The 21,609-nt window shown below is 67.8% G+C and carries 24 protein-coding genes, 1 pseudogene and 1 riboswitch; of the genes and pseudogenes, 14 read left to right on the plus strand and 11 right to left on the minus strand.

What is annotated here, in order from left to right:
- Positions 1-116 precede the first annotated feature (116 nt).
- A complete protein-coding gene (locus tag AC1DES_RS14555; protein ID WP_476896420.1) occupies positions 117-374 on the minus strand; it encodes a hypothetical protein in 258 nt (85 codons plus the stop codon).
- A 376-nt stretch (positions 375-750) separates the two neighbouring features.
- Here AC1DES_RS14555 and AC1DES_RS14560 point away from each other — a divergent pair.
- Positions 751-978 (plus strand): annotated as a pseudogene (locus AC1DES_RS14560) (hypothetical protein); the annotation flags it as partial.
- A 236-nt stretch (positions 979-1,214) separates the two neighbouring features.
- Positions 1,215-1,604 (plus strand): VOC family protein, encoded by a 390-nt coding sequence (locus AC1DES_RS14565; protein WP_476896421.1) that lies wholly within the window; start codon positions 1,215-1,217, stop codon positions 1,602-1,604.
- Between the two features lie 277 nt (positions 1,605-1,881).
- Here the strand turns inward: AC1DES_RS14565 and AC1DES_RS14570 are convergent, their stop codons facing one another.
- The 3 genes from AC1DES_RS14570 to AC1DES_RS14580 form a co-directional block, all read right to left on the minus strand.
- On the minus strand, positions 1,882-2,901 hold the full coding sequence (locus AC1DES_RS14570) for a glycoside hydrolase family 16 protein (protein WP_476896422.1): 1,020 nt from the start codon (positions 2,899-2,901) through the stop codon (positions 1,882-1,884).
- A 510-nt stretch (positions 2,902-3,411) separates the two neighbouring features.
- A complete protein-coding gene (locus tag AC1DES_RS14575; protein ID WP_476896423.1) occupies positions 3,412-4,299 on the minus strand; it encodes an esterase/lipase family protein in 888 nt (295 codons plus the stop codon).
- A 251-nt stretch (positions 4,300-4,550) separates the two neighbouring features.
- Complete coding sequence (locus AC1DES_RS14580; RefSeq protein ID WP_476896424.1) at positions 4,551-5,177, minus strand: hypothetical protein; 627 nt, start codon at positions 5,175-5,177, stop codon at positions 4,551-4,553.
- Positions 5,178-5,332: 155 nt separating this feature from the next.
- Between AC1DES_RS14580 and AC1DES_RS14585 the strand changes: the two genes are divergently transcribed.
- From AC1DES_RS14585 to AC1DES_RS14600, 4 genes are all read left to right on the plus strand, one after another.
- Positions 5,333-6,046, plus strand: coding sequence for a DUF4397 domain-containing protein (locus tag AC1DES_RS14585; RefSeq protein ID WP_476896425.1), 714 nt, complete (start codon positions 5,333-5,335; stop codon positions 6,044-6,046).
- Positions 6,047-6,210: 164 nt separating this feature from the next.
- A complete protein-coding gene (locus tag AC1DES_RS14590; protein WP_476896426.1) occupies positions 6,211-6,780 on the plus strand; it encodes an RNA polymerase sigma factor in 570 nt (189 codons plus the stop codon).
- The gene (locus AC1DES_RS14595) at positions 6,767-7,630 is read left to right on the plus strand and encodes an anti-sigma factor (RefSeq protein ID WP_476896427.1); all 864 of its coding nucleotides are present in this window, start codon (positions 6,767-6,769) and stop codon (positions 7,628-7,630) included. Before AC1DES_RS14590 ends, AC1DES_RS14595 begins: the two co-directional genes overlap by 14 nt.
- A 50-nt stretch (positions 7,631-7,680) precedes the next feature.
- Entirely contained in the window at positions 7,681-8,319 is a 639-nt protein-coding gene (locus AC1DES_RS14600; protein ID WP_476896428.1) for a DNA alkylation repair protein, read from the plus strand.
- Here the strand turns inward: AC1DES_RS14600 and AC1DES_RS14605 are convergent.
- Both AC1DES_RS14605 and AC1DES_RS14610 read right to left on the minus strand, forming a co-directional pair.
- Positions 8,286-9,428: a cation:proton antiporter gene (locus tag AC1DES_RS14605; RefSeq protein WP_476896429.1), complete on the minus strand. Its 1,143-nt coding sequence runs from the start codon at positions 9,426-9,428 to the stop codon at positions 8,286-8,288. The two genes, AC1DES_RS14600 and AC1DES_RS14605, sit on opposite strands and share 34 nt — an antisense overlap.
- Before the next feature lie 11 nt (positions 9,429-9,439).
- The gene (locus AC1DES_RS14610) at positions 9,440-9,706 is read right to left on the minus strand and encodes a hypothetical protein (protein ID WP_476896430.1); all 267 of its coding nucleotides are present in this window, start codon (positions 9,704-9,706) and stop codon (positions 9,440-9,442) included.
- Between the two features lie 189 nt (positions 9,707-9,895).
- Positions 9,896-10,089: riboswitch (cyclic di-AMP (ydaO/yuaA leader) on the plus strand.
- A gap of 5 nt (positions 10,090-10,094) precedes the next feature.
- Between AC1DES_RS14610 and AC1DES_RS14615 the strand changes: the two genes are divergently transcribed.
- The gene (locus AC1DES_RS14615; RefSeq protein WP_476896431.1) at positions 10,095-10,781 is read left to right on the plus strand and encodes an NlpC/P60 family protein; all 687 of its coding nucleotides are present in this window, start codon (positions 10,095-10,097) and stop codon (positions 10,779-10,781) included.
- A 187-nt stretch (positions 10,782-10,968) separates the two neighbouring features.
- A complete protein-coding gene (locus AC1DES_RS14620) occupies positions 10,969-11,298 on the plus strand; it encodes a hypothetical protein (protein ID WP_476896432.1) in 330 nt (109 codons plus the stop codon).
- A gap of 13 nt (positions 11,299-11,311) precedes the next feature.
- Here the strand turns inward: AC1DES_RS14620 and AC1DES_RS14625 are convergent, their stop codons facing one another.
- Genes AC1DES_RS14625 through AC1DES_RS14640 form a run of 4 tightly spaced genes read right to left on the minus strand, consistent with a single transcriptional unit; the run spans position 11,312 to position 14,525 of the window.
- On the minus strand, positions 11,312-12,310 hold the full coding sequence (locus tag AC1DES_RS14625) for a sensor histidine kinase (RefSeq protein WP_476896433.1): 999 nt from the start codon (positions 12,308-12,310) through the stop codon (positions 11,312-11,314).
- Positions 12,311-12,324: 14 nt separating this feature from the next.
- Positions 12,325-12,999: a response regulator transcription factor gene (locus tag AC1DES_RS14630; protein WP_476896434.1), complete on the minus strand. Its 675-nt coding sequence runs from the start codon at positions 12,997-12,999 to the stop codon at positions 12,325-12,327.
- A 4-nt stretch (positions 13,000-13,003) separates the two neighbouring features.
- Positions 13,004-13,753: a VTT domain-containing protein gene (locus AC1DES_RS14635; protein WP_476896435.1), complete on the minus strand. Its 750-nt coding sequence runs from the start codon at positions 13,751-13,753 to the stop codon at positions 13,004-13,006.
- A 10-nt stretch (positions 13,754-13,763) separates the two neighbouring features.
- The gene (locus tag AC1DES_RS14640) at positions 13,764-14,525 is read right to left on the minus strand and encodes a phosphatase PAP2 family protein (protein WP_476896436.1); all 762 of its coding nucleotides are present in this window, start codon (positions 14,523-14,525) and stop codon (positions 13,764-13,766) included.
- Between the two features lie 271 nt (positions 14,526-14,796).
- On the opposite strand from AC1DES_RS14640, the gene AC1DES_RS14645 reads away from it, so the two are divergent.
- From AC1DES_RS14645 to AC1DES_RS14660, 4 genes are all read left to right on the plus strand, one after another.
- Positions 14,797-15,096, plus strand: coding sequence for a helix-turn-helix transcriptional regulator (locus AC1DES_RS14645; RefSeq protein WP_476896437.1), 300 nt, complete (start codon positions 14,797-14,799; stop codon positions 15,094-15,096).
- On the plus strand, positions 15,096-16,289 hold the full coding sequence (locus AC1DES_RS14650) for a type II toxin-antitoxin system HipA family toxin (RefSeq protein ID WP_476896438.1): 1,194 nt from the start codon (positions 15,096-15,098) through the stop codon (positions 16,287-16,289). The genes AC1DES_RS14645 and AC1DES_RS14650 overlap by 1 nt, the downstream gene beginning before the upstream one ends.
- A 147-nt stretch (positions 16,290-16,436) precedes the next feature.
- Positions 16,437-17,648: a serine hydrolase gene (locus AC1DES_RS14655; RefSeq protein ID WP_476896439.1), complete on the plus strand. Its 1,212-nt coding sequence runs from the start codon at positions 16,437-16,439 to the stop codon at positions 17,646-17,648.
- 91 nt (positions 17,649-17,739) lie between these two features.
- Complete coding sequence (locus AC1DES_RS14660) at positions 17,740-17,931, plus strand: DUF1918 domain-containing protein (RefSeq protein ID WP_476896440.1); 192 nt, start codon at positions 17,740-17,742, stop codon at positions 17,929-17,931.
- A 2-nt stretch (positions 17,932-17,933) separates the two neighbouring features.
- Here AC1DES_RS14660 and AC1DES_RS14665 read toward each other — a convergent pair whose 3' ends face one another.
- Positions 17,934-19,382, minus strand: coding sequence for a DUF5129 domain-containing protein (locus AC1DES_RS14665; RefSeq protein WP_476896501.1), 1,449 nt, complete (start codon positions 19,380-19,382; stop codon positions 17,934-17,936).
- Between the two features lie 107 nt (positions 19,383-19,489).
- On the opposite strand from AC1DES_RS14665, the gene AC1DES_RS14670 reads away from it, so the two are divergent.
- Both AC1DES_RS14670 and AC1DES_RS14675 read left to right on the plus strand, forming a co-directional pair.
- On the plus strand, positions 19,490-19,978 hold the full coding sequence (locus tag AC1DES_RS14670; protein ID WP_476896441.1) for an LpqB family beta-propeller domain-containing protein: 489 nt from the start codon (positions 19,490-19,492) through the stop codon (positions 19,976-19,978).
- Positions 19,975-21,606, plus strand: coding sequence for a DUF5671 domain-containing protein (locus AC1DES_RS14675; RefSeq protein ID WP_476896442.1), 1,632 nt, complete (start codon positions 19,975-19,977; stop codon positions 21,604-21,606). Before AC1DES_RS14670 ends, AC1DES_RS14675 begins: the two co-directional genes overlap by 4 nt.
- The last annotated feature ends 3 nt before the right edge of the window (positions 21,607-21,609 follow it).

Consider the following 21,609-nt stretch of genomic DNA (forward strand, 5'->3'; position numbering starts at 1 on the left):
GCGCCCTCAGGGGCCGGAAGGCCGGCCAGGAGCGCGGCCAGGTCCGCGACCGTGACAGCAAGTGCCGGTGCCGCATCTGCCGGAACCACCTCGGGCCCCACATTGGCGTCCATGAATCAAGTCTCCCAGCCGGCTATGACATTTATGGCCCTCCGCAGCCGCTCCACCGCTTCGGAGACCATCGGGGAGCCGCCGGGTCCGGGCGTACGCCTCAACCCGTCAAGCCGCCGGTACTGTTTGCTGATCCCGGCAAGGTCCCCGGCCTGACGCAGGTCCCGGAGCGTGCGGGCGCGAACCGCGAGCAGGTCCTGGAGTTCGAAGTCACCCCGCCCTCCTACTGATGAAGCCGCCTCGGGCCCCTGCTTGCCGTCCATGAATCCAGTCTCCCCGTAGGGTCTGACAGTTAATGGAGAGCCCGTGCGGACTGACAGAGAGACCTCAGTGCCCCCTCGACCTCGGTGGCCGGGGCCGCGTCTAACCCCGCGTTCAGCACCGCCGCGTGCTGCCGGAGCCACTACCTGCCGCTGAATTCCGTCCACAACCACATTCTTCCCGTGGGTGTGACCTTAGAACGAATGAAATGACGAGGGGTCAAGACGACGGGGAGTGAAGTGACAACCTCGCCGTCCGGTTCCCCGCCGAGACGGCGAGCATCGCCAACGCCCCCGAACTCGCTACCGAGAACCGCATCGTGCTCACCTCGCCGAGCCTTCACGACGGGGCTCTGCAGGGCTCGAGGAAGGTGCGCTTACTCCGGACAACCCCAAGATCCGCTTCTTCCGCGACCACCGTGGGCGCGCCAGGTACGTCGGCCCACGACCGCTTCCGGGACGCGGCCCCCACGGGTACCGGTTCCACCTCTACGCGGTGGCTACGTGGCTCGACCCGTTCTCGTCGTCGTCCGAGCAGGAACTGCTCGGGTCGGTTGATGGACGCCTTCTGGCGTCGGGAAGCAACACCGGTACACGCGCGACCTGACCAATCGCCAAATCGACTCGTGCGGGTAAGGCCCCGGCGAGCGAGGTGCCTGTTCGGGCCGGGGTGACACTCGGTGACCGCTGAAGTTCATTGTGGTCACCCCCAAGCTTGGCACTGGCTTCGATGCCCCCATCGAGGGCGTCATGTATCTGGACAAGCCTGGGACGACGCTAAGTGTTCCCGCGCCGGCGTGCACAAACGGTCGGCTGTCTGGGGGTCTTGCTAGCGTTGCACCCATGACGACTCATCAGATCACCCTTGGTGCGATCAACCTCGAGGCCCAGAATCCGGCCACGCTTGCCGAATTTTGGGCATCCGTGACAGGGGCCTTGCCCTCACCCGGGGGTGACAGCGTCTACCTGCCACCTGCCGGCCCCGGGGGGTTCGCAATGTTCTTCCAACCCATGACCGGGCCCCGGCCCGAGCACCAAACGTTCCACCTGGACCTGACTGTCCCCTGGGGGTCGCGGCAGGCTGAGGTCGAACGCCTCCTCAGCCTCGGTGCCACGTATCAGTGGGACGTCCTGGACGAATTCCCACACGTGCAGTGGACCACCCTGGCTGATGGGGAGGGGAACCTCTTCTGCGTGGCCGAACACCCACCCACAGACCACCAGGGTGCGTGAAGGGGAATTTCGAGCCAGGCGGCCCCGTTTTCCGCAAACGACGCGCTGAACGTCCCATAAACATCACCCTTTTCAGTCGGGTGTTGCGACGTGGTGAGAAACCGGCTGTCCTCCCAGAGGTGCCCTGCTGCTCCCGGCCACCGTGCCGCCGTCGTCTTTCAGGCCCGTAATCCAGAAATCCTGGCGACGGGAACGGCTGCCCACAGCGTGAGTTGGACCCACGCCGTGGACAGCCGGAAATCGTCCGAGGCAAAGCTGATCTTGCGAAAAGCTGCTGTTACTTGTAGACGCGGACCCAGTCGACCTGCATCTGCGAGGGCTTGGTTGCAGAGCCGTCCGGGAACCAGTCAAGCTGCAGGGTCTGGTGCATACCGACGGTGGGGAGGTGCGCCGGGTTCGTGTCGGTGAAGGTCTTCACGCCGTCGATGTACCCGGTGATACCTGCCGGGGTCCACTCCACCGCATAGTTGTGCCACTGCGTGCTGTCAATCGGCTTGGCAGCAGTCGTCTGGAAGCTTGATCCGTTGCAGGCGTAGTGGAGGAAGAACTTCATCGTGGTGGTGTCGGCGCCGCCCTCGGCGTAGTCGACCTCAGCGCAGTTGGTGGAGGCGTTGTTGTTGGGCCAGAGAATCATGACCGGGTGGTACTTCGGGTCACGAGCGCTCGTCTTCATGCGCGATTCCCAACGGCCGTACTTCTGCTGGGCGAACTTGGCCGACATGCCGCCGGTTGTGCCGGCCGCGTCGCCGCTGACCGTTGCCATGCCGTTGGCGACGGTCCAGGCGCTGGGGCTGCGGACGCCCTTGCCGGAGTGGCCTGCGCCGTTATAGACGCTCCACTTCGTGGAGTCGGGAGCGCCGGTGTTGGAGAACTCATCACCTGCAACGACCGGGCCCCAGCCAAGGGTGGTGGCGGCCTGCGTGCCATCGCCAGCCGTGGCGGCCGCGGCGGCGGGTGCCACGGCTGGGGCAGCTGCCGGGGCGACCGGCGTCGTGCCCGCGGCAGTGGCGGTCTTGGGGGTGCCTGTTGAGGCGGGGACGACGGCGCCCGGCTGCGTGGCGGGCGCAGGAGCGGCCGCGGCGCTCTGCGCTGCGTCAGGTGCCGGCGCGGCGGGCGATGCGCTGCTGGGGGCCGGTGTGGCTGTGGTTGCCTTGGCTGAAGCGGCGGCCGCGGCGGCCGGGCGTGATGCCGGACCGGTCGGCGACGGGGCATCCGCACCCTGCGTCGTGGGAGCAACACTGCACCCGGTCAGGGACAGTGCACCCATGGTCAATGCGATGGCTATTTTCTTGTACAAAAGAACCCCTCCGGGTTTAGAAACTGGCGCGATCAATCCCCACGGGCAACGCGAGCGAGCACCATGGGAACGACTGCGGGAAGCTTGATCCGGCCCCGCCACAAGGGCTGGAGCGAGCAGGCGCCGGTTCGGCGCATCCGGGCCCAGCGGTCGGGCGTCCGGGGCCCTGCATTAGGGCCAGGCCTTCACGGCCAGCCGCTCACGTTACCGGACCGTTACCTTTGCCCGCAAACCGACGGCGCGCAAAAACGGCAGGTTTCCGCGCCGCTTCGATGGCACGCCGTCGGCGCTCCCGGGCCACTGGTGCAGGGATGACGGAGCAGCGCTATTTGCGGCAATGACCGTCTGACCAGCCGTTACGGTTGCGTTTTGACCACGCATCAGGAACCCGCCGGTGCATCGATGCGCGGACGTCGGGGTGTTGCACGGCGGCACTAAAAGTTCTTTACAAATAGATGGAGCCGGACCCCCGAAAGGGGGCAACCGGCTCCATTGACACATTTATTCTGCCTAGAGGCAACTGGGCTGGAATGACGGGTCTGCCGGCTGGCCGGCAGGACGCCCCAGCGCGTTGGAGACGAGGCGCTGAACGACGGGGTCGTTGGGCGTCTGGTCGTGCTCAATGACATCGGCAGGGCATTTGTCCTGGACGGTGATGTTGGTGACTTTCTGCAGCGGCCCTGCCAGGAACTGGCTTTGATACGGCGTCACCACCTCGTCGTGCGTCGTTGAGATGACCGTGTATGCCGGACCGGGGACGGTATCTCCGATGGAGTTCAGCTTGGTCAGGAAGGGCGATCCGGCCTGCTGGTCTGCGCAGGCCTGACAGTTGGAACCGCCCGCGGATGTCGCCGGCGGCACGGAGCCAGGAGTTGGAGCGATCAGACCCCGGGTGCCGTGGTTGGACGGTGCGATGCCGACCAGCTGGTTGACATTTTTTGCGCCGTTCAGGAAGCCCATGTAATAACGCGGCATCATGCCGCCTTGGCTGTGTCCCACCAGATCGACTTTTTTCGCCCCTGTCGAGGCCAGCACGGCGTCGACAAAGGGGGCGAGTTGCCCGGCGGAGTCGGCCACGGGTCCAGAGGCGTCGACGCCGTTCGTTGACCCGTAGTTCAGGGCGTACACGCAGTAGCCCTCACTCTTGAGCGAGGGCGACATGCTCGCCCAGTTCTTTGCCATGTTCTCAAACGTTCCCGGCACGAGAATAACCGGGTACGGGTGCGCCGCCGAGGGCTTGCACGACCAATCGTTTGCACCGGGAGGGGAGACGTCCACGGTGGCGGCGTTAGCGGCGGGCGAGGCCAAAATGGACCCGCACAGAAGAGCCGCTGCCCCAAGAGCGGCGGACTTGGCAATGGTGCGGTTGGCTCGGGTGGATTTGCTCGGATGGGACACGGAATACCTCTTCGGTCGGGCCCCTCATCAGCGAGGAGTCGGCGTGGGTGAACGTGGGTTAGGGATCCGTCCCCAATGTGATCCGGCTCACGTTCATCACTTCAGGCTAGGAAACATTTCCCAACCAGTGACCACATCTGCACGTTTGTGCAGTGGTTCCTTCCCATCTGAGCCTACTTTCGGGTAACCAGGCCCCAGGGCTGCACGTATTCGCTTTTTCCGCGCCCGCGGACGGCGGCCCGGCGACGGCGTCACTCGCCCGGCGGGAACTCGTACGTGGCCGGGATCGTGGCAGGCGGCGCCCCGTAGGACAACACCACTTCGTCGTGTGCTTTCAGCGGGAGGCCACGGATGCCGGCGTCGTACTTCTTTCCGTTGACGTAAGCGGTCCAGCCGTCCACCGGCCCGTTCGCTGTCCCGGGGGTTCCGCTGCCGGAGAGGACGCCCCATTCCGTGAGAAGCTGCCCAAGCGTGAAGACCTGCCCCGCCGTGGGCGATTCGATGTGGACGACGCCGGTGGTGTCGTGCGTGTGCAGGGCTGAGATGCCGTCGGGCCTGTTTGCCGCGCTGATCGTGATACCGATGTTGGCGGGCACGGGTACGGGGTTGCCGTCCTTGAGCACGTCCAGGTGCGCGTGGTAGTGGTCCACGTTTCCCTCCGCCGTCAGGACGGCCAGGCCCGCCTTGGTGATGCGCTCACGCATACCCGCAGTGTCCAGGGCAAAGCCGGCAGGGGCGGGCGCGGCTGCTGCGGGCGGGGAGGAAGAGGCTGCCGGGGAAGAGGTGGTGGCAGTCGGTGCCGGCGCCGGTGCCGAACACGACGCCACCCCCAGCGTCAGGGTGGAAAGGGCGACGGCGAGTGCCAGCTTGGGGTGCATGGTTGCGGAGACCGCTTTCGTTCCGGGGACAGGATGCTTCCAGTCTATGCAGAGGGAAAGTTCGAGCGGACTGCATCCGCGCAGGGCCTCCGGCCGGTAGTTAAGGGTGTAAGCAAAGCACCGCCCGCAAGCCGGGCCTCCACGAGGAGTTTGAAATGCGCAAAACAATCTCTGCCGTCGCCGGAGCAATGACGCTTCTGGCCGGACTCGCAGTCGCCGGCCCCGCCCAGGCCGGCGACGGACACCACGGCAAGGAGACGGCCCAGCTGTCCGTTCTTCATGGCGTACCGGGCCTCACCGTAGATGTCTGGGTAGACGGCAAATTGACCTTGGACAACTTCACGCCGGGAACGCTGGCAGGGCCGTTGACCGTCCCCGACGGTGACCACAAGATCGCGATCACCGGGGCCGACGCCACGAGCGCGGACAACCCGGTGATCGGTCCCGTGACAGTCGACCTGGAGGCAGGGCGGAATTACACGGCAGTGGCACACCTGGCCGCTGACGGAACCCCCACTGCCACCCTCTTCACGAATAACACCTCCGCCAGCCCCGACGGGAAGGGCAAGCTGACGGTCCGTCACGTGGCCGCCGCACCGGCCGTCGATGTCCTGGCCGGCGGAACCGCGGTTATCAAGGGCCTGACCAGTCCCCACCAAAAGACGCTTACCCTCAAGGCCGGGACTGTGTCCGCGTCGGTCGCTGCCGCGGGAACCACCGCCCCACTGATCGGCCCGGCCGACGTCAACATCGCCGAAGGCAAGAACACGATCGTCTACGCCTGGGGCAGCCTTGCCGATAACAACCTGGGCGTCGCTGTACAGGTGGTGGACTCCAAATCCGGCGGACAGAGGGGACACAACGGCTAACGTCCGTCCGCCTCAGGAGTGACATGCTGTCTTCGTCAACCGGTGGGGTCGCGTTCCGCGCGGCCCCACCGGCCGTCTCCGCCGTCGAACCACCGTTGCCCCACACCGCTGGGCGCGGAATAATGTGGTCCCACAGGGGTCGATGCCGCTCTAAGGAGCATCCTATGGAGGCAGCCGCGCAGGGTTGGGACGTAGGTCTCGATCATGCGTTCGCCAGCGGAGAGGAACAGGCCCTGGCTGAGGCGTACCGGAAGATGAGCCCCCTCGTCTACACTCTGGCGTTAAGGTCCCTGGGCGAGCAGGCGGCCGCAGACGACGTTACGCAGGAGGTCTTCATTCGGGCTTGGAAATCGCGGGCGAGCTATCGGCCGGAGGCCGCTCGCCTGCCGGCCTGGCTGATCGGGATCACGCGGAACGCCATTTACGACGCAATGTCATCCCGTTCCCGCCAGCGCGATCTCGAACAGGCAGCCGTGCACCTTGTCCGCGACCCGACCGCCAATCCGGGTGCCAAAGACGTGGAGGCCGTGGCGGACCGGATCACCTTGGAAGAGGAGTTGGAGCGACTCGGGGATCCCCAGACGGCAATCATGCGGCTGGCGTTCTATGAGGACTTGACCCATGACCAGATTTCCTCGCGCCTGAACCTTCCGCTCGGCACCGTCAAGAGCCACATCAGGCGCAGTCTCACCCGGTTGCGGGCCCGTCTGGAGGTGGAACGTGGAACACCTTGACCCCGAGTTTCTCAGCCTCCTTGCCCTGGGTGAGCCGCTCGGGAACGAATCCGATGCCGTCCACCTGGCGGGCTGCCGGGAATGCAGCGAAACCCTCGCGGCGCTGCGGCGCACGGTCCTGGTTGCCACAGCCGACCCCGCCGCCGTGGAACTTACGGAACCCGGAAGCCACAATTGGGACGCCATCCATCAGGCACTCGGGCTGTCACCATCCCTGGCAGCGGATCCCTTGAGCCGCTCCGCGGCACCTGTCCGGGACGCGCAAGGTGCCCGGGCCGGGCGCGGCACCGATGCGCAAGCGGTGCGCCCGGCGGAAGAGCCGACGTCGCCGCCCCTTTCGTCGTCTGCGCCGCCGGTTCCCCTGCGGCCCGGCCGGAGGACTCCCGGAACGCGCCGCGGCCTGTGGATCACGGCGGTTGCTGCGGGAGTAGTGCTCGGCGCAGCGGGCGCGTGGACTGCGGCGGGCATCCTCGGCCGCACTGAACCGCCGGCCGCGGCGCCCACGCCGCCGGCCGTGGTCCTGGCCCAGACATCGCTGCAACCCCTGGCGGCCCACGCCGCAAGCGGGAACGCAGTGGTCCAGCGGCTCCCGAACGGCACCCGCCAGCTCGTCATCCGTCTGGCCGAAGAGAAGGTTTCGGGTTTCCGCGAGGTCTGGGTGGGCTCCGCCGACCTGTCCAAGATGGTCAGCCTCGGAGTCCTGGGCAATGACCCCGGCATTTTTGTCATCCCGAGCGGACTGGATTTGGCCCAGTACCCCGTGGTGGACATTTCGAACGAGCCATATGACGGGGATCCGGCACACTCGCCGGAAAGCATCGCCCGGGGCCGGCTGACAGTGACCGGTTGAGCTGCAGCCGCCGGTTCGTGTTCGGGCCGTCAAGGCGGAAGAATGGGCGTGTGAGTGACGCCGCGGAATTCATCGATGCCGCCCTGCAGCGGGAAGGCTCGTGGAGCCGGGCCGAGGCGGCGCAAGCCCGGCTGGGAAGCGCCCTTCGGTTCTACGGCGCCTCAGTAGGGGCCGTCCGCGGGACGGTCCGCGATGCCGGCCGCCGCCATCCGGGGCTGTCGCACGATGACATCACCGCGCTGGGCTCGGAACTGTGGGCGGTGCCGGTCTTTGAGCGGCGCCTCGCCGCGGTGGTCCTGCTGCAGTCCAACGTGCGGCTGCTGACCAACGCGGACCTGACGCGGATAGAGGGCTTCGTCCGCCAGGCACGGCTGCGGGACCTCGTTGATCCGCTCGCAATCGATGTGATCGGACCCATGCTGGAAGGCCTGGACGTGGTCGGCAGGGTGCGCGCTGACGCCGTGCTGGACCGGTGGATTCTTGAGCCGGACATGTGGCTCCGTCGTGCCGCCCTGCTGTCGCCGCTGCGGGCGTTCCGTGCCGGTACGGGGGACTGGGACAGGTTTGTCCGGCGTGCCAGCCGGGTCCTGGCCGGGCCGCCGGCGACGGCCGACGAGGAGGACGTGGTCCGGGAGGCCGTCACCCTGGTGCAGGCTCAGCGGGTCGCGTCTCCGGCGTCCAACGGTTGAACGAAGGACTTGGCGGCCCGCGATCCGGCAACGGCGCTCGCGGCTATGGTGACCAGCGCGCCCAGGAGCAAGGCGGCATCCTCCCCGGGCAGCAGCACGTGGAGCTGCGTGCCGATGCTCGCTGCTGCCACGGGAACGCCCAACTGGGCCGCCGAGAGTACGCCCAGTGGCAGGGGGAGCCCAAACGCGCGCAAACCGGAGTGGAGCAACACCGTCCCGATCCCCAGGGCCAGGCCCAGGACGATCATGTCGGGGTGGCCAGCGAGCTCGCGGAGGTTCAGGGAAGACCCCAGCCACACAAAAAAGATCGGGCCCAGGAAGCCGTCGCTGACTGCGAAGAGCTGGCGTGCCAACCGCCGCGGCTCGCCGACGGCGGCCACCACGAGCCCGAAGGAGAAGCCGGCCAGCATCACCGACACGTGGCCGAAGTTGGCCACTCCGGCGAGCGTGAAGAGGAGCGCCAGCTGAATCCGCAGCTCCAAGGCAAACTTGCGGTTCTCCGAGAGCCGATGCATACGCTGGCGCGTGCCGCTTCGCTCGAGGGAACGCAGGGCAAAGAACAGCGCAATGGCACACACTCCCACCGCGAGCGCCCCCAGGGCGGCGCGGCCGGCGTTCGGCGGATCCACGGCCAACGGCAAGGCGACAATGCAGGCGATGTCAGCAATGGCCACTTGCGCTGTCAAAGCCACCACGTGCGGGCCGCCGAGGTGCAGGGAATCGACAATCGGGAGGACCAGTGCGGCGGATGAGGAGGCGAGCAGCACCACGTAGAGCGGAGCATGCCCGGTGCCGAAAGCCAGTCCCGTGCCGGTTCCGATGACCACAGCCGCGACCGCCGCCACCGCGGCCCGGCGCGAGCCCTTTCCGAGGGCCGAGCGGATGTGGGGGTCCCTCACCGGCACGTGAGTTCCGGCCACGAACATCATCAGCGCGAAGCCGATGTTCGCCAGCAGGCTGAACGTGGGGTCGTTCGAGTCGATCAGCGCGAACCCGGTCCGACCGATCACGATGCCTGCCAGCAATTCGCCAAGAACCACCGGCAGCCGCCAGCGGGCCGGTAACGCCAATAGGGGCCCTGCCAGGGCGACGACGGCGATCAGCGCCATTGACAGGAATGTCACCTTGCGCCGGACCCGGCCGGCCTCCGTTCCACCACCGCGTAGGCCTTCCCGTCCAGGAACTCCCAATCGGTGACAACCATGAACCCGAGTGCGTCGACGCGGTCGTTGAGGACGTGGACGTCGAAACCGCCGTCCCGGGGTTCCGCATCCCAGGTCGACACATGGACTTCTTTCCCTTCCAGGACCAGCAGCTCCGTGTTGACATCAAAATCTTCCTGGGGCTGATTGCTCAGCTGGCAGATGGCGACACAGTGGCTGTTCATTTCGGGCCTCCACTTCGGGATGAGCTGGTGGCATCATCCTATGTGCCTATGCGCCGCTCTCCCTATGGGCAATTCCCGCGGGTAATTCCCGCGGCAAGGGGGCGGCCGTTACCTGAATGTGACTTTCGGCGGTCATCCCCGTACCGTGGACAAGTGCCCGTTATCTCCGATACGGGCGCTCCCACAGCCGATTGCCTAACTCTGCCGCGGCCGCGGGACAACTCGCATCAACGTCCGGCAGAGACGGGGAAACCACTTTCGACCTACTGGTTCGCAGGTCTTGGGGTGAAGCCGCACAGTGCCCGGAACGCGGGCCCAGAGTGCGGCCGGGTGCCTCCCATCCGAATCCGACAGCTCACCTCGCAGGCATTGGGAGAGGCTAAAATTCATGTCTTCAATCAATACTTTCGCGCGCCAAGCCGCCGTCCTCACCGCCGCATCCGGCCTTGTCCTTGCCAGCGGGATGGCGGCTAATGCCGCCGGTGCCCCGGTGCAGCGCGACTCAGCGCCGGCGTCGTCCGTTGACGTCAAGGGCCAGGTCGGCACGCCGGTCAGCGCGGATTCCACCGTCAAAATCAGCTTCGATCGTCCTTCCGTGGCGTCCACTGCCGCTCCGGTCGTCGTTCAGCCCAAGCCTGCTGCCGCAGCCCCGGCGGCAGCACCAGTGCAGGCGCCGGCCGCCCCCAGGGCATCCGTCCAGGTCCAGGCAGCACCTGCACCAGCCCCTGCCGCGGCTCCGGCGGCAGATCCGGCGGCAGGGGGCCGCAACGCCGCCATGCTCTCCGCTGCCTACGCCCAGTTGGGCCTCACGCAGGACTGCACGGCCATGGTGGAGAAGGCCCTGGGAGCCGCGGGCAAGCCGGTCGGCGACCTCGGACCCACGCAGTTCCTCAGCCAGGGCACCGTTGTGGGCACGCCCCAGCCCGGTGACATGGTGGTGCAGTCAGGCCACGTGGGCATCTTCGCCGGCAATGGCCAGGTCATCAGCGGCGGCATGAACGGCGTCAACTCCACGATCGTCCACCCGCTGTCCTGGCTGACCGCCACCGGCCCCGTGACCTTCGTCCGCGCCTAGGCGCTGCGGCCCAACGGGCCCCGGATGCGTGTCCGAAAGACCGGCGATCCACTGCCCCGGGGCAGTGGATCGCCGGTCTTTTGGCGTTCAGCTTTCTCACAGAATCGGCGGATAAAGTCCCGACGGCAGGACTGTCCCGCCACGGATATGAGGAGGACGTTTGGGCCCGGTAAAAAGTCTTTGGGCGATGGTCCAGGGGGACCCCGTCTTCATGCGGCGGGTGAACGGGTGGCTGGCAATCCTGTGGATCCTCATGATTCCGGTCTCGCTGATGATGGGCTGGCTGGATTCCGTCGTCTACGTCTCGGCGCTGTCGCTCTGGGCCCTCGTCTCCGGCCACTGGTCGGCCTGGCAGGCCGCCCGCGTCGAAGTCGCCCAGATGGAGGACGCAAAGAAGCGCGAGAAAGAAGACCTGGTGGCCGAGGTTGTTGCGGCTCTCCTCGCCAGGACAAACGTGGAGCCGGCAGACGCACCGGCCGGGGACCTGGCGGGATCCCGGGCCGCGCCGGCGAACTGAGTGCGGCCGCCGCTCAGAGCCGGGCTGCGGGAAGGACGATCTTCATGACGGTCCCTTCGGCGCCCGTCCGGGCCACCTCCACCGTCCCGCCGGCGGCCATGGCAATCTCGCGGACCAGCGCCAGGCCGATGCCGAAGCTCCGCTGTCCCCGCGCTCCATCGGGGCTGGGCGCCCTGACAAATCTGTCGAAGATCCGGTCCTGGTCGACGCCGGTAATCCCGGCGCCCGTATCCGCCACGGTGATGACCGCGTGGTTCCGCTCCGCACCGGCGCCAATCGTGACGCACCCGCCGGGCGGGGTATGGGCCAGGGCGTTGTCCGCCAGCGCGAGCACCGCGCGCCGCAGGGCATTTTGTTCGATCCTGGCTTGCGGCCGGCCGCCGGCGGAGAAGTCCAATCGGACGTCCCTTTCGGCTGCCAGTTGCTGGAGGCTCTCCGCGACAGAAGCGGCGACGCAGGCCAGATCGATCGGTTCAGCCTGGGGATCCGGGGCAACCGCGGTTGCGGCCAGCAACAGTTCGTTGACGATTCCTGTCAGCGTTGCGGCATCCTCGCGAATCCTAACCAGGGCCCGGCCTGGTTTTGAGTCCGGTGCCGCATCGCGCTGCGCAAGCTGGATCCGGGTGTCCAGGATGGCCAGCGGCGTGCGCAGTTCATGGCTGGCATCCTGGACGAACCGGCGCTGCAGGGCCAGTGCCTCTCCCAGCGGGCGGATGGCGCTGCGGGCACTGAGCCAGCCCACAAGGCCGGCCAATGCGATGCCTGCCACCCCGGCAATGATCATCGCCTCGAGCAGATCCTTGGAATCAAGGTAGGTGTAGGTTGCCCCGGCAGCCCCGGAGTGCGGCAATTCGGGGTGGGCCAGCTGGTTCATCAGATAGAGGGCGGTGACGGCGAGGAGGCAGAGCACCATCACCGCGCAGGCGGCGCTGATGCGCAACGCCACCTTGAGCGAGGCCTTGCGCAAGGTGGACTGGTCCGGGGCGCCGCCCGGCAGTGCTTCCTTAGTCATTCGCTTCGCTTCCCTTACTCATGGGCGTCGCCAATCTGGTAGCCAACGCCATGGACAGTGCGGATAACGGTCCTGGAGATTTTCCGGCGGAGGTGGTGGACGTAGGTGTCGATCACGCCGGGCTGGTCCGTGGGGTGGAAGAAGCCGGCGAGCAGCTCGTCCCGGGTGAAGACCCGGCCCGGTTCCGCGGCGAGTGCCGCGAGCACTTCGGCCTCCTTCGCCGTGAGGGAGACCAGGCTTCCGTAAACGGACCGGACCGAGCGGGATGCCGGATCGAGCTCCCAGTCGCCGATGCTCACGGGCCCGACGGACGGGCTGTAGGTGCGCGTCAGTGCGCGAAGGCGTGCAGCCAGTTCACCGGCGTCGAACGGTTTGGTCACGTAGTCATTGGCGCCCGCATCCAGGCCCCGGACCTTCTCGTCGGGATCGCCCAGCGCCGTCAGAATCAGGACCGGCGTGGCGATGCCCTTGGACCTTAGGGCCGCGATCAGGCTGATTCCATCCATCCCGGGCAGTCCGCGGTCGATCACCATCACGTCCCACGGCTCCGTCAGCGCCAGATGCAGGCCGTCCCGGCCGTTGGCGACCAGCCGGATCCGGTAGTCAGTCTCCAGCAGCTCGGCGATGAGCGGGCCCAGGACGGCGTCGTCCTCGACGAGGAGCAGGGACGGCAGGCCGGCGATTGTCATGCGCCTATTCTTCCGTGGCCATTTCCCCGGCCCGCACGCCTTCGGCCGTGTCGTGCGCGGTTCCATCGGCACTATCCGGAGTGGTTCCAGCGGTGGCGCGGCGGTTGCTGCGGCGGCGCCTGAGGAGCTGGATGGCCCAGGGCAGGACAGAGACAAGGACCATGGCCACGGCGATGACGTCAATGTTTTTGGCGATGATCTCGTAGTGTCCCAGCCAGGTGCCCAGCAGGATCACGGACACGGCCCACGCCAGGGCGCCGACAATATTCCAGAGTGTGAAAGCTTTGTACCCGTAGCGGCCGATGCCGGCGGTCAGGGGCGCAAACGTCCGGACCATGGGCACGAAACGGGCCAGGACGACGGCGGCGCCGCCGTGGCGGCGGAAGAATTCCTCCGTTGTGGTCAAGTGGGCGGTCTTCAGGACCTTGGCATCATCTTTGAACCATCGCCGGCCAAAGGTGCGCCCCAGCCAGTAGCCGACCTGGTCGCCGGCCACGGCCGCTGCGGTGACGACGCCGATCAGGACGGGCAGCGTCAATTGCAGCTGCTGATGCAGGAGGCCCGCCGTGAAAAGCAAGGAGTCGCCGGGCAGGAACGGGAACAGCACCCCGGATTCGATGAACACCATCGCGGCGATGACGCCGAGCGCTGCGGGCCCGAGCCCCGCGAGCAGGCTGGCCGGGTCAAGCAGCGAGGGGGATCCGGCTGCGGCCGTCAGGGCCGGAACCAGTCCCGAAGCATAGATGCTGTGCATGGCCACTTCCCTAGCGCCGGCTTGATCGGAGGAATGCGGCGGCCGGCAGACGGTCCGCGATCCGGGGAGCGAAGCGGTTCCACAGCCCGGCGAGCAGTACCACCGCTCCGCTCGCGGCAAGGAATGAGGCCGCCACGTCGGTGGGGTAGTGGACCCCGACATACAGCCGTGACCAGGCCACGATGACCGCCATGGCGGCACCCGCGACGGCGATGACCTTGGACCAGCGGGTTCCGCGGGCCAGGAAATAGAGGGCGAAAGCCAGTGCGACGGCGAAGGAGACGTGGCCGCTGGGGAAGCTGTTGGACCCCGTCTCGGGCGAGAGCGGGTCGAAGAGCAGCGCCGGGTTGGGCCGTTGTCGGGCGATGATGAGCTTGAAGACTTCGCTGGCCACCCAGCCGGAGCATGCCACGAGTCCGAAGGCTACGGCCTTGACCAGGTCACGGCGGACCAGCCAGATGTAGAGGGCGGCGACGCCGATCAGCATGACACCGGCCACCGGGCCAAACACGAGATTAATTGCCATCGCGACGGCGGTCAGCGCGGCGGCGTGGTGCTTACTGAGGTCCTGGTCCACGCCCAGCTCGGCCGTGGCATCGCCGGGCACCAGCTGCACCGCCAGGCCCAGGGCGATCACTGCCGCGCACAGCAGGGCGCCCAACAGCAGCCAGTGCCGGGCTTGGGGCAGGGCCCAAAACCGCAGTCCGGCAGCGGGGCGTTCGTCGTCAACGTGGTGAGGTGCAATGCGGTCTACAGGGGCGGGTCCAGTCATGGAATCCTCCGGCTCGGGGCAGCGGCGCGCGGTCACGCGTCCTGTACAACTCTGCCTTGGGCCCCTTAAGAAACGCTTAAGAAGTGCCGGGAGCTCCTTCGCCCGGCTCCTGCGTTGCGTAGCGGGACGGCGCCGTTCCGGGCTGACGTCGCCAGCGTACGCCCCGGCAAAATGCTGCCGGTTGATGCGTCACGGGGGAGATCGCCGTCCTCAGGCCCCGGTTTCGGCAGTATCTTGCCGAATTGGCGTCTGTGCGGCACGATGGGTGGACGTGAGTGGCTGGACCGGCAGCATCCTGCCGGATAACAGGAGCAGGCTCCGGGAGGCACTGTGCGCCGATAACAAGCGGCACATCACGACGACGGGGGATTCATTGCAGAACGAGATGACCATTGCAGCAGGCATCCGCAGCGCCCGCAGGGACGCCGGGCTCACGCAGGATGACCTGGCGCATCTGGCCGGGACGTCCGTCCGGACCGTCCGGGCGATAGAGACCGGGACGGGGAATCCTTCGCTGCGGGCCGTCGCGGCCGTCGCTAATGTCCTTGGCCTGCGACTCGTGGTGCGCTGATGCTGGCGGAGCTGCAGGATCTGAAGTTCGTCAGGGCCGCGGACGTCTACAAAAACGGCACCCTTGCCGGGCACCTTAACCGGACGGAATACGGGGGAGTGCGGTACTCCTATCTGCCTGCGTACCTCGCGGCCGGCCACCCGGCGGTGGCGGTCTCTCTGCCATTGTCCGAGGGGGCGGTGGAGACCCCCGCCGGGGCCCTGCCGGCGTTCTTCGCGGGGCTTTTGCCTGAAGGGCACCGGCTCACGGTCCTGAAGAACGCGACCAAAACCAGTTTTGACGACGAACTGACGCTCCTCCTGGCCGTGGGCGCTGACGTGCCCGGGGACGTGCAGGTGGTTCCGGCCGGGGAGTCCCCAGTGGAACCGCCCAGCCTGGCCGACGCGTCACGTCCCGAGGACCTCGACTTCTCCCTCCTGGCCAACGCTGTTGACCTCCACGGGCTGCCGGGGGTCCAGCGCAAGACAAGTGCCTCCATGCTGACGACGCCGCTGGCCCTGCGGGGCCACCGCTACCTGCTGAAGCTCGACCCGCCGGAGCATCCCCACCTGGTGGAAAACGAAGCCGCCCACCTTCGTGCGGCGAAGGCCCTCAAGATCCCTGTCGCCAGGAGTTCGGTCATCGCCGACAGGAACGGACTGCCGGGGCTTCTCGTGGAGCGGTTCGACCGCGTCAAAGATCCGGCCGGCCAGTGGATCCGGCTTCCCCTGGAAGACGGAACCCAGGTCCTGGGCCTGCCGCCGGCCTCAAAGTACGGCGTCGCCTCCGAGGACGTGGCCACAGCGCTGGCACGGATATGCACGGCGCCGGTCGTTGCCAGCCGCAACCTCTACCTCCAGTTCGTCTTTGCCTGGCTGACCGGGAACGGGGACCTGCACGCCAAAAATGTCGCGGTTCTCGGCAGCAGGCGCGGATTCGTCGTAGCCCCTGTCTTCGACGTTCCATGCACGCTCCTTTACGGCGACGAGACCCTGGCGCTGCCCCTCTCCGGCAAGACCCGGAACCTCAGGGCCAGGCACTGGGCTGCGTTTGCCGATGCCCTTGGCCTGCCGCAGCGGGCCGCCGTGTCGGCCAACAAGACCGCCCTTGCCGCGGCAGGCGCCATCCGGCTGGAGGATCTGCCCTTCAGCGGGTCGCCACTGCGCGGTGCACAGCGGGAGCTGGGCTTCCGACGCCGGGAACTCGCCGACTGACCACAGGTTTTCCCAAGCTCCAAGGCTTGCGCGGTGTTCCTCCGGGATGCAAACTGCAGGAACTTTTGATGCCCACCGCGGTCAGTCGCCTTCGGAGGACGAGCATGCCGGCGAAAAATGCTGTACGAAACCCGGCGGGAGGCCCGGATGAATGAGCCCCCGGCCCGCCGCTCCGGAACGGGCCGGCACAGGCGGGTCACCGATGGCATATCCTGGCCATGGCCTCGTGCATGGCGTCTTCGCAATGTCAGCCCACGTTTCCTGACCGCGGCCGCGGTCGCCCTCGCCCTGGCCTCGGCCGGCAACGCCTACGCGACTGTCCACGCGGACGTGCCGGCGCATTCGCTGGCCGGCCCGGCCTCCGCCCGCCCAACCGGCCCCGCCTCCTCCGGCCCAACCGGCGCGGCGCCCCTGGCGGCACCCCGGCCGGCTGGCGGGTCCGCCGCAGGACAGCAGTCCCTGCCGCCGGCCCTCAGCCCGGGAGCCGCACAAGCGTCAGCGGGCGCAGCGCCGCACGATGCCGCCCTCATCGCTGCGCCGGCGGCTCACCCCGCCGATCCCCCCGGCGCCCCCGCCGCGCCGGCCCCCGTGGGAGCGGCCCCCTCTGCCGAGCCCGTTACCGCAGTGCCCGCCGCGGCCCGGGACGCTGCGCCGGCCGCCGGGGCTGCGTCCATCGGCCCCGGACTGGACCAGCAGATCGATGCCATCATCCAGGCCAACAGGGCGTACGCGCTGGGAGTGGCCCTGATCGACGTTTCCGACGGCTCGGTCCATGAATACGGCGTGAAGGACAAGTTTGTGGCCGCGAGCACGGCCAAGATCCTTGCGGCGGCGGCCTATTACAACCTTACGGAAAGGGGCGTGGCCTCCTTGGCTGAGCCGCTGGGCGTCTCGACCGCCGGCGAGCAGATCAGGGAAATGGTCCAGCAAAGCAACAACGATTCCTGGTCGCTGATCCTCGACGCCGTGGGCCAGGAACAAATAAGCGACTATGCGGCCTCGATCGGGATCGACTACGACCGCACGGTGAACCTCCTGACCCCCGCGGAAATGGCGCGGACACTGTCCCTCCTGTATACGGGCCAGCTCCTCAGCGCCGAGCACACCGCCGAACTGCTTTCCTACATGCAGGACACCAACTACGAACTGCTGATTCCGGCAGGAGTGCCCCCCGGCGTCGACGTCTTCCATAAGTACGGCCTCCTCGACGGCTACCTGCACGACGCGAGCATCCTCGTCCGGGACGGCCGGGCCTACGTCTTTGTGGTCTACACCCGGGGTGCGAACCTGACCGACATGAACGCCCGTTCCCGCATCATCCAGCAGCTGACCCGGACAGTGACGGCCGCCCTGTTCTGACCGCCGCCGGCAGTCCGGCCGTTCGGCCGGCAGCTCGGGCCGTTCCCCCAAAGGGCGGACAATCGTACGCTGTAGAAAGGAGGTGAATGCCATGAAAGCAGCCCCAGGGGACCGCATCATCATCCGTGGCCACACGGTGGAGTCCGCCGACAGGCACGGCCAGATCCTGGAAGTCAAAGGTGAGGACGGCGCGCCGCCGTACCATGTCCGGTTCGACGACGGCCACGAGACCATCCTGTTTCCCGGCGGGGACTTCGTTGTCGAACGGAGCGGGACGAGCTGACACTAGAAGCTCGACGAACTCCCTGACCCGGAGAAGCTTCCGCCGGTGGAGCCGTAGCCCGTTGTGCCGCCGCTTCCGCCGCGGGCGCTGCTGACGCTGCTGACGCCTGTGTTGAAGCCGGAGTTGAAGGTAGGGACGGAGAAGAAATAGTAGGACGGGTAGACGGTGCCGAGGATGCTGGGCTCGTAGGTGCGGCCGTATTTGGCCTTCGTGCCCGCCTGCGCGCTCTCCATGTCCTTGCGCATGAGCTCCGCTTCCTTCTCGGTCCGGGCGAAGGCAGCAATCACCGTATCGGCGTGGTTCTTCAGCAGCTCTGAGAGGTGCGTGCGGGCATCCCGCAGCCTGTCCAGCGCCGTCTCAGGGCTGATCGTCCCGTCTGCGAGCTCCGCTGTCCACCGTTCCATCTCGCGCTGGCTTTGCTCGCGGAAGGACCGGAGCGCCGCAGCAGTCGCTGAATCACCCTCACCGTGGCGTTTGGTGAGCATCTGCTCCAGTGCGGCCAGATCGGCGCGGAAGGGAGCCAGCTGGCGATCCCACGCGGCAGCCCATGCCGACCCCCGGCTGAGTAGTGCGTTCGTGTCCGAAATGACGTCATCCAGCGCGTCCAGCTCCGCAGCTGCGTCGGCGTATGTCCGGACCAGTTTCAGGTTCGGCCGCCGGCTCAGGTCCCTGCTCGTCAGGGCGTGCACCTGGTTGGAGAGCCCGGTGGCGGTGTTGTACCGGGACAGGAAGGTGCGGTGCTTCTCCAGGACCGTGCTGCCGTAGCGCGAGGACTCGGGGATGGTGTTGGCGTTGAGCTCGGTGACCTCCAGGTCCATTCCGACGCTCGCGTAGCTGGCGTCGCCGCGGGCCAGTTCCCGGCGGCTGGACACCCTGGTCCGCCAGCGGACGATCAGCCAGGCGGCGGCGGCGGCGACGGCCGCTGACACTGTGGTCCAGGCCGTGACAAGGAAGGCCGTGGACCGGTACCACGGCTGGTTGATTAGTTCGGCGCCGCGGCGGATTCCGGCAATGGTCCCATCCGTCCACTGGGCGTCGCGCAGGAGGTCCTTGGCGGCGTTCTGGATGTCGTCACGCTGCTCCAGGGAGACTTTCCGGTCCTCACCCATATACGTCCCGACATGCCGGCCCACCGGATCCAGGGCGAAGATGAAGAGTCCGTCCGCCCACTTCTGTCCGTCAGCGCTGATCCACTCGGGGTGCTCTGCGCGGGCGAAGCGGAGGACCTCCTCGTTCAGGTTGTCCGCCGCCGTGCCGTTGTACGTGTAGACGGCGACCTTGGTGGGTTGGTAGAAGTCGATGGACTGCACCGCCGGCCGGAGCTTGTTCAGGTCCAGCACCCCCGCCGTGTCCTTCACCACGACGTCGACCGGCGTGACCGCGAGCGCGGCCTGGGCTCCGCAGAGCAGGCCCATCGCCAGCAGCATGACGGTGGCGAGGACTTTCCGCATGATTCCCATTTGCTGAGCGTAGTGGCTGCACGGGGTTGCGTCGACGGAACCTTGAAAGGGGCCGAAAGACCGTGACGGCGTGCCGGCTCCCCGCCCATACTGGCGGCATGAGCCCGGAGCCGGAGTTGACCGCGTCGCGCCGTCCGGCCAGGCCGGACCGGACGCTTCTGGCCATCCTGGCCGCGATCGCAGTACTGGTGATTGTCGCCCTGGCTGTCGTGTTCACCCGGGGCGGACCGGCGCCGATTGACGCGGCCACTCCCGCCGGCGTCGTGCAGCGTTACTCCGCCGCCGTCATCGACGGTGACGAGGGAACCGCGGCCACCTTCCTCAGCGACGCCGCGCGGACCAAGTGCACCAGCGGGCAGCGGCCCTTTGCCGAGAACCTCCGCGTCACCCTGGTTTCGACCACGGAGCGGACGGATTCGGTGGACGTGAGGGTGCTCATTACCGTCTCCGAGGGCGGCGGACCGTTCGGGAGCGCCGAGTACCAGGTCGAGGATGTCTTCGACCTCGTCCGGACGGGGGAGACGTGGCTGATCGACAACGCGCCGTGGCAGCTCACCGTCTGTTCGAATCCGGGGGTCAAGCAGTGAGCGCGCCGGCGGTCGGGGCGGCGCAGCGCACGGTGCGCCGCCTGATCATGTACGTGCTGCTGTTCGCGCTGGTCTTAGTCGCCGCAGTCGGCCTCGGCGGGTTGCTGGGACGCCTGCTGACCGCCGGCACCGCGCTGGCCTCGGACGATGTCGCCGGACTGGCGCGCTCCCTGGCGTTTGCCTTGATCGGCGGCCCCCTCGCCGCCATTCTGTGGTGGGTGGTGTGGCGGCGGCTCGGTGAGGAGGCGGAGCGGTCCTCAGTGGGCTGGGGCCTGTACTTGGCCGGCGCCTATGTGCTCTCCCTGATCATCGCCGCCAGCAACCTGCTGGACACACTGTCCTCCGTGGTCGGCGGGCAGCGGCTGCAATGGCGGTTGTCCCTTGCCACCGGGGTGGTGTGGGCTGCTGTGTGGTTCTGGCACCGGTGGATGTGGCGGCACGCACGGAAGAGTCCGACGGACCTGGCCGACGTCCCAACCGTGCTCGGCTCCGCACTGGGGCTGGTGATCGGCACCGGCGGCGCCGTGTCGGCCCTGTCGACGCTCCTTGACGCGGCCCTGCGCGGAGCCACGGCGGCCGCGTCGGTGGGCAAGCCATGGTGGGTGTCCGCGTTGCAGTCCCTCGTCTGGGCCGCCGGCGGCGCCCTGCTGTGGTGGTGGCACTGGAGGCACGACAGCGGCCAGCGGCTGCGTGGCGGGTTCGCCGATGTCACGCTCATCACCGTCGGAGTGCTGGGCGCGGGCGCCCTGACCCTCGGGGGCGCCGGGGTGGCGCTATTCGTTGTGCTGCGGCTCTCGTTCGACCGCACAGACGCGATCGACGTCCTGCTGGAACCCCTGGGGCCGGCCCTGGCCGCAGCCGCCGTCGGCACCCTCGTCTGGGTCTACCACCGCACCATGGCACGCGGGCGCTCCGACTCCACCCGTCAGGGCGGCAAGCTGGTGACCTCCGGCGTCGCCCTCGCCGCAGCCGGCTCGGGGATCGGCGTGATCGTGAACGCCGCCCTTGCCCTGGCCGCGGCACCCCTCGCCGGCTCCGGGACGCGCACGTTGCTGCTGGGCGGAATCAGTTCGCTCGTGGCCGGCGGCCCTGTCTGGTGGTTCGCGTGGAAGCCGGGGGAGCGACCCCGGGTGTCCGGGCCCGGGCTGAACGCCCGGCGAGTTTACCTGATTGTGGTGTTCGGACTGAGCGCCGTGGTCGCGGTGATCGCACTGCTGGTCATCGGGTACCGGGTGTTCGAATTCTCCCTGGGCGATGTGACCGGCGGAAGCCTCGTGGACAGGGTCCGCGCACCGCTGGGGTTGCTCGTGGCCACGGGGCTGGTCTCCGGGTACCACTTTGCGGTGTGGCGGCGGGACCGGGCGGACCTGGCGGCGGCCGCCCCGGCCCGGCGTCGGACGGTCGGGCATGTCGTTCTCGTCACGGGTTCGGATCCCGCGAACATGGTCAGGGAGATCGGCGACGCCACCGGGGCCGGCGTCACGGTCTGGCGGCGCTCCGACGACGGCGCCGGGGCTTCGGCCGGCGACGGGACATTGGCTGCGGCCTTGGAGGGTGTGACCGGCGAACGCGTGCTGGTCGTCGTCGGCCGGGACGGCCGGGCTGAGGTCATCCCGCTGCTGGGCTGACGG

Source organism: Arthrobacter sp. 05T442 (assembly GCF_056395945.1).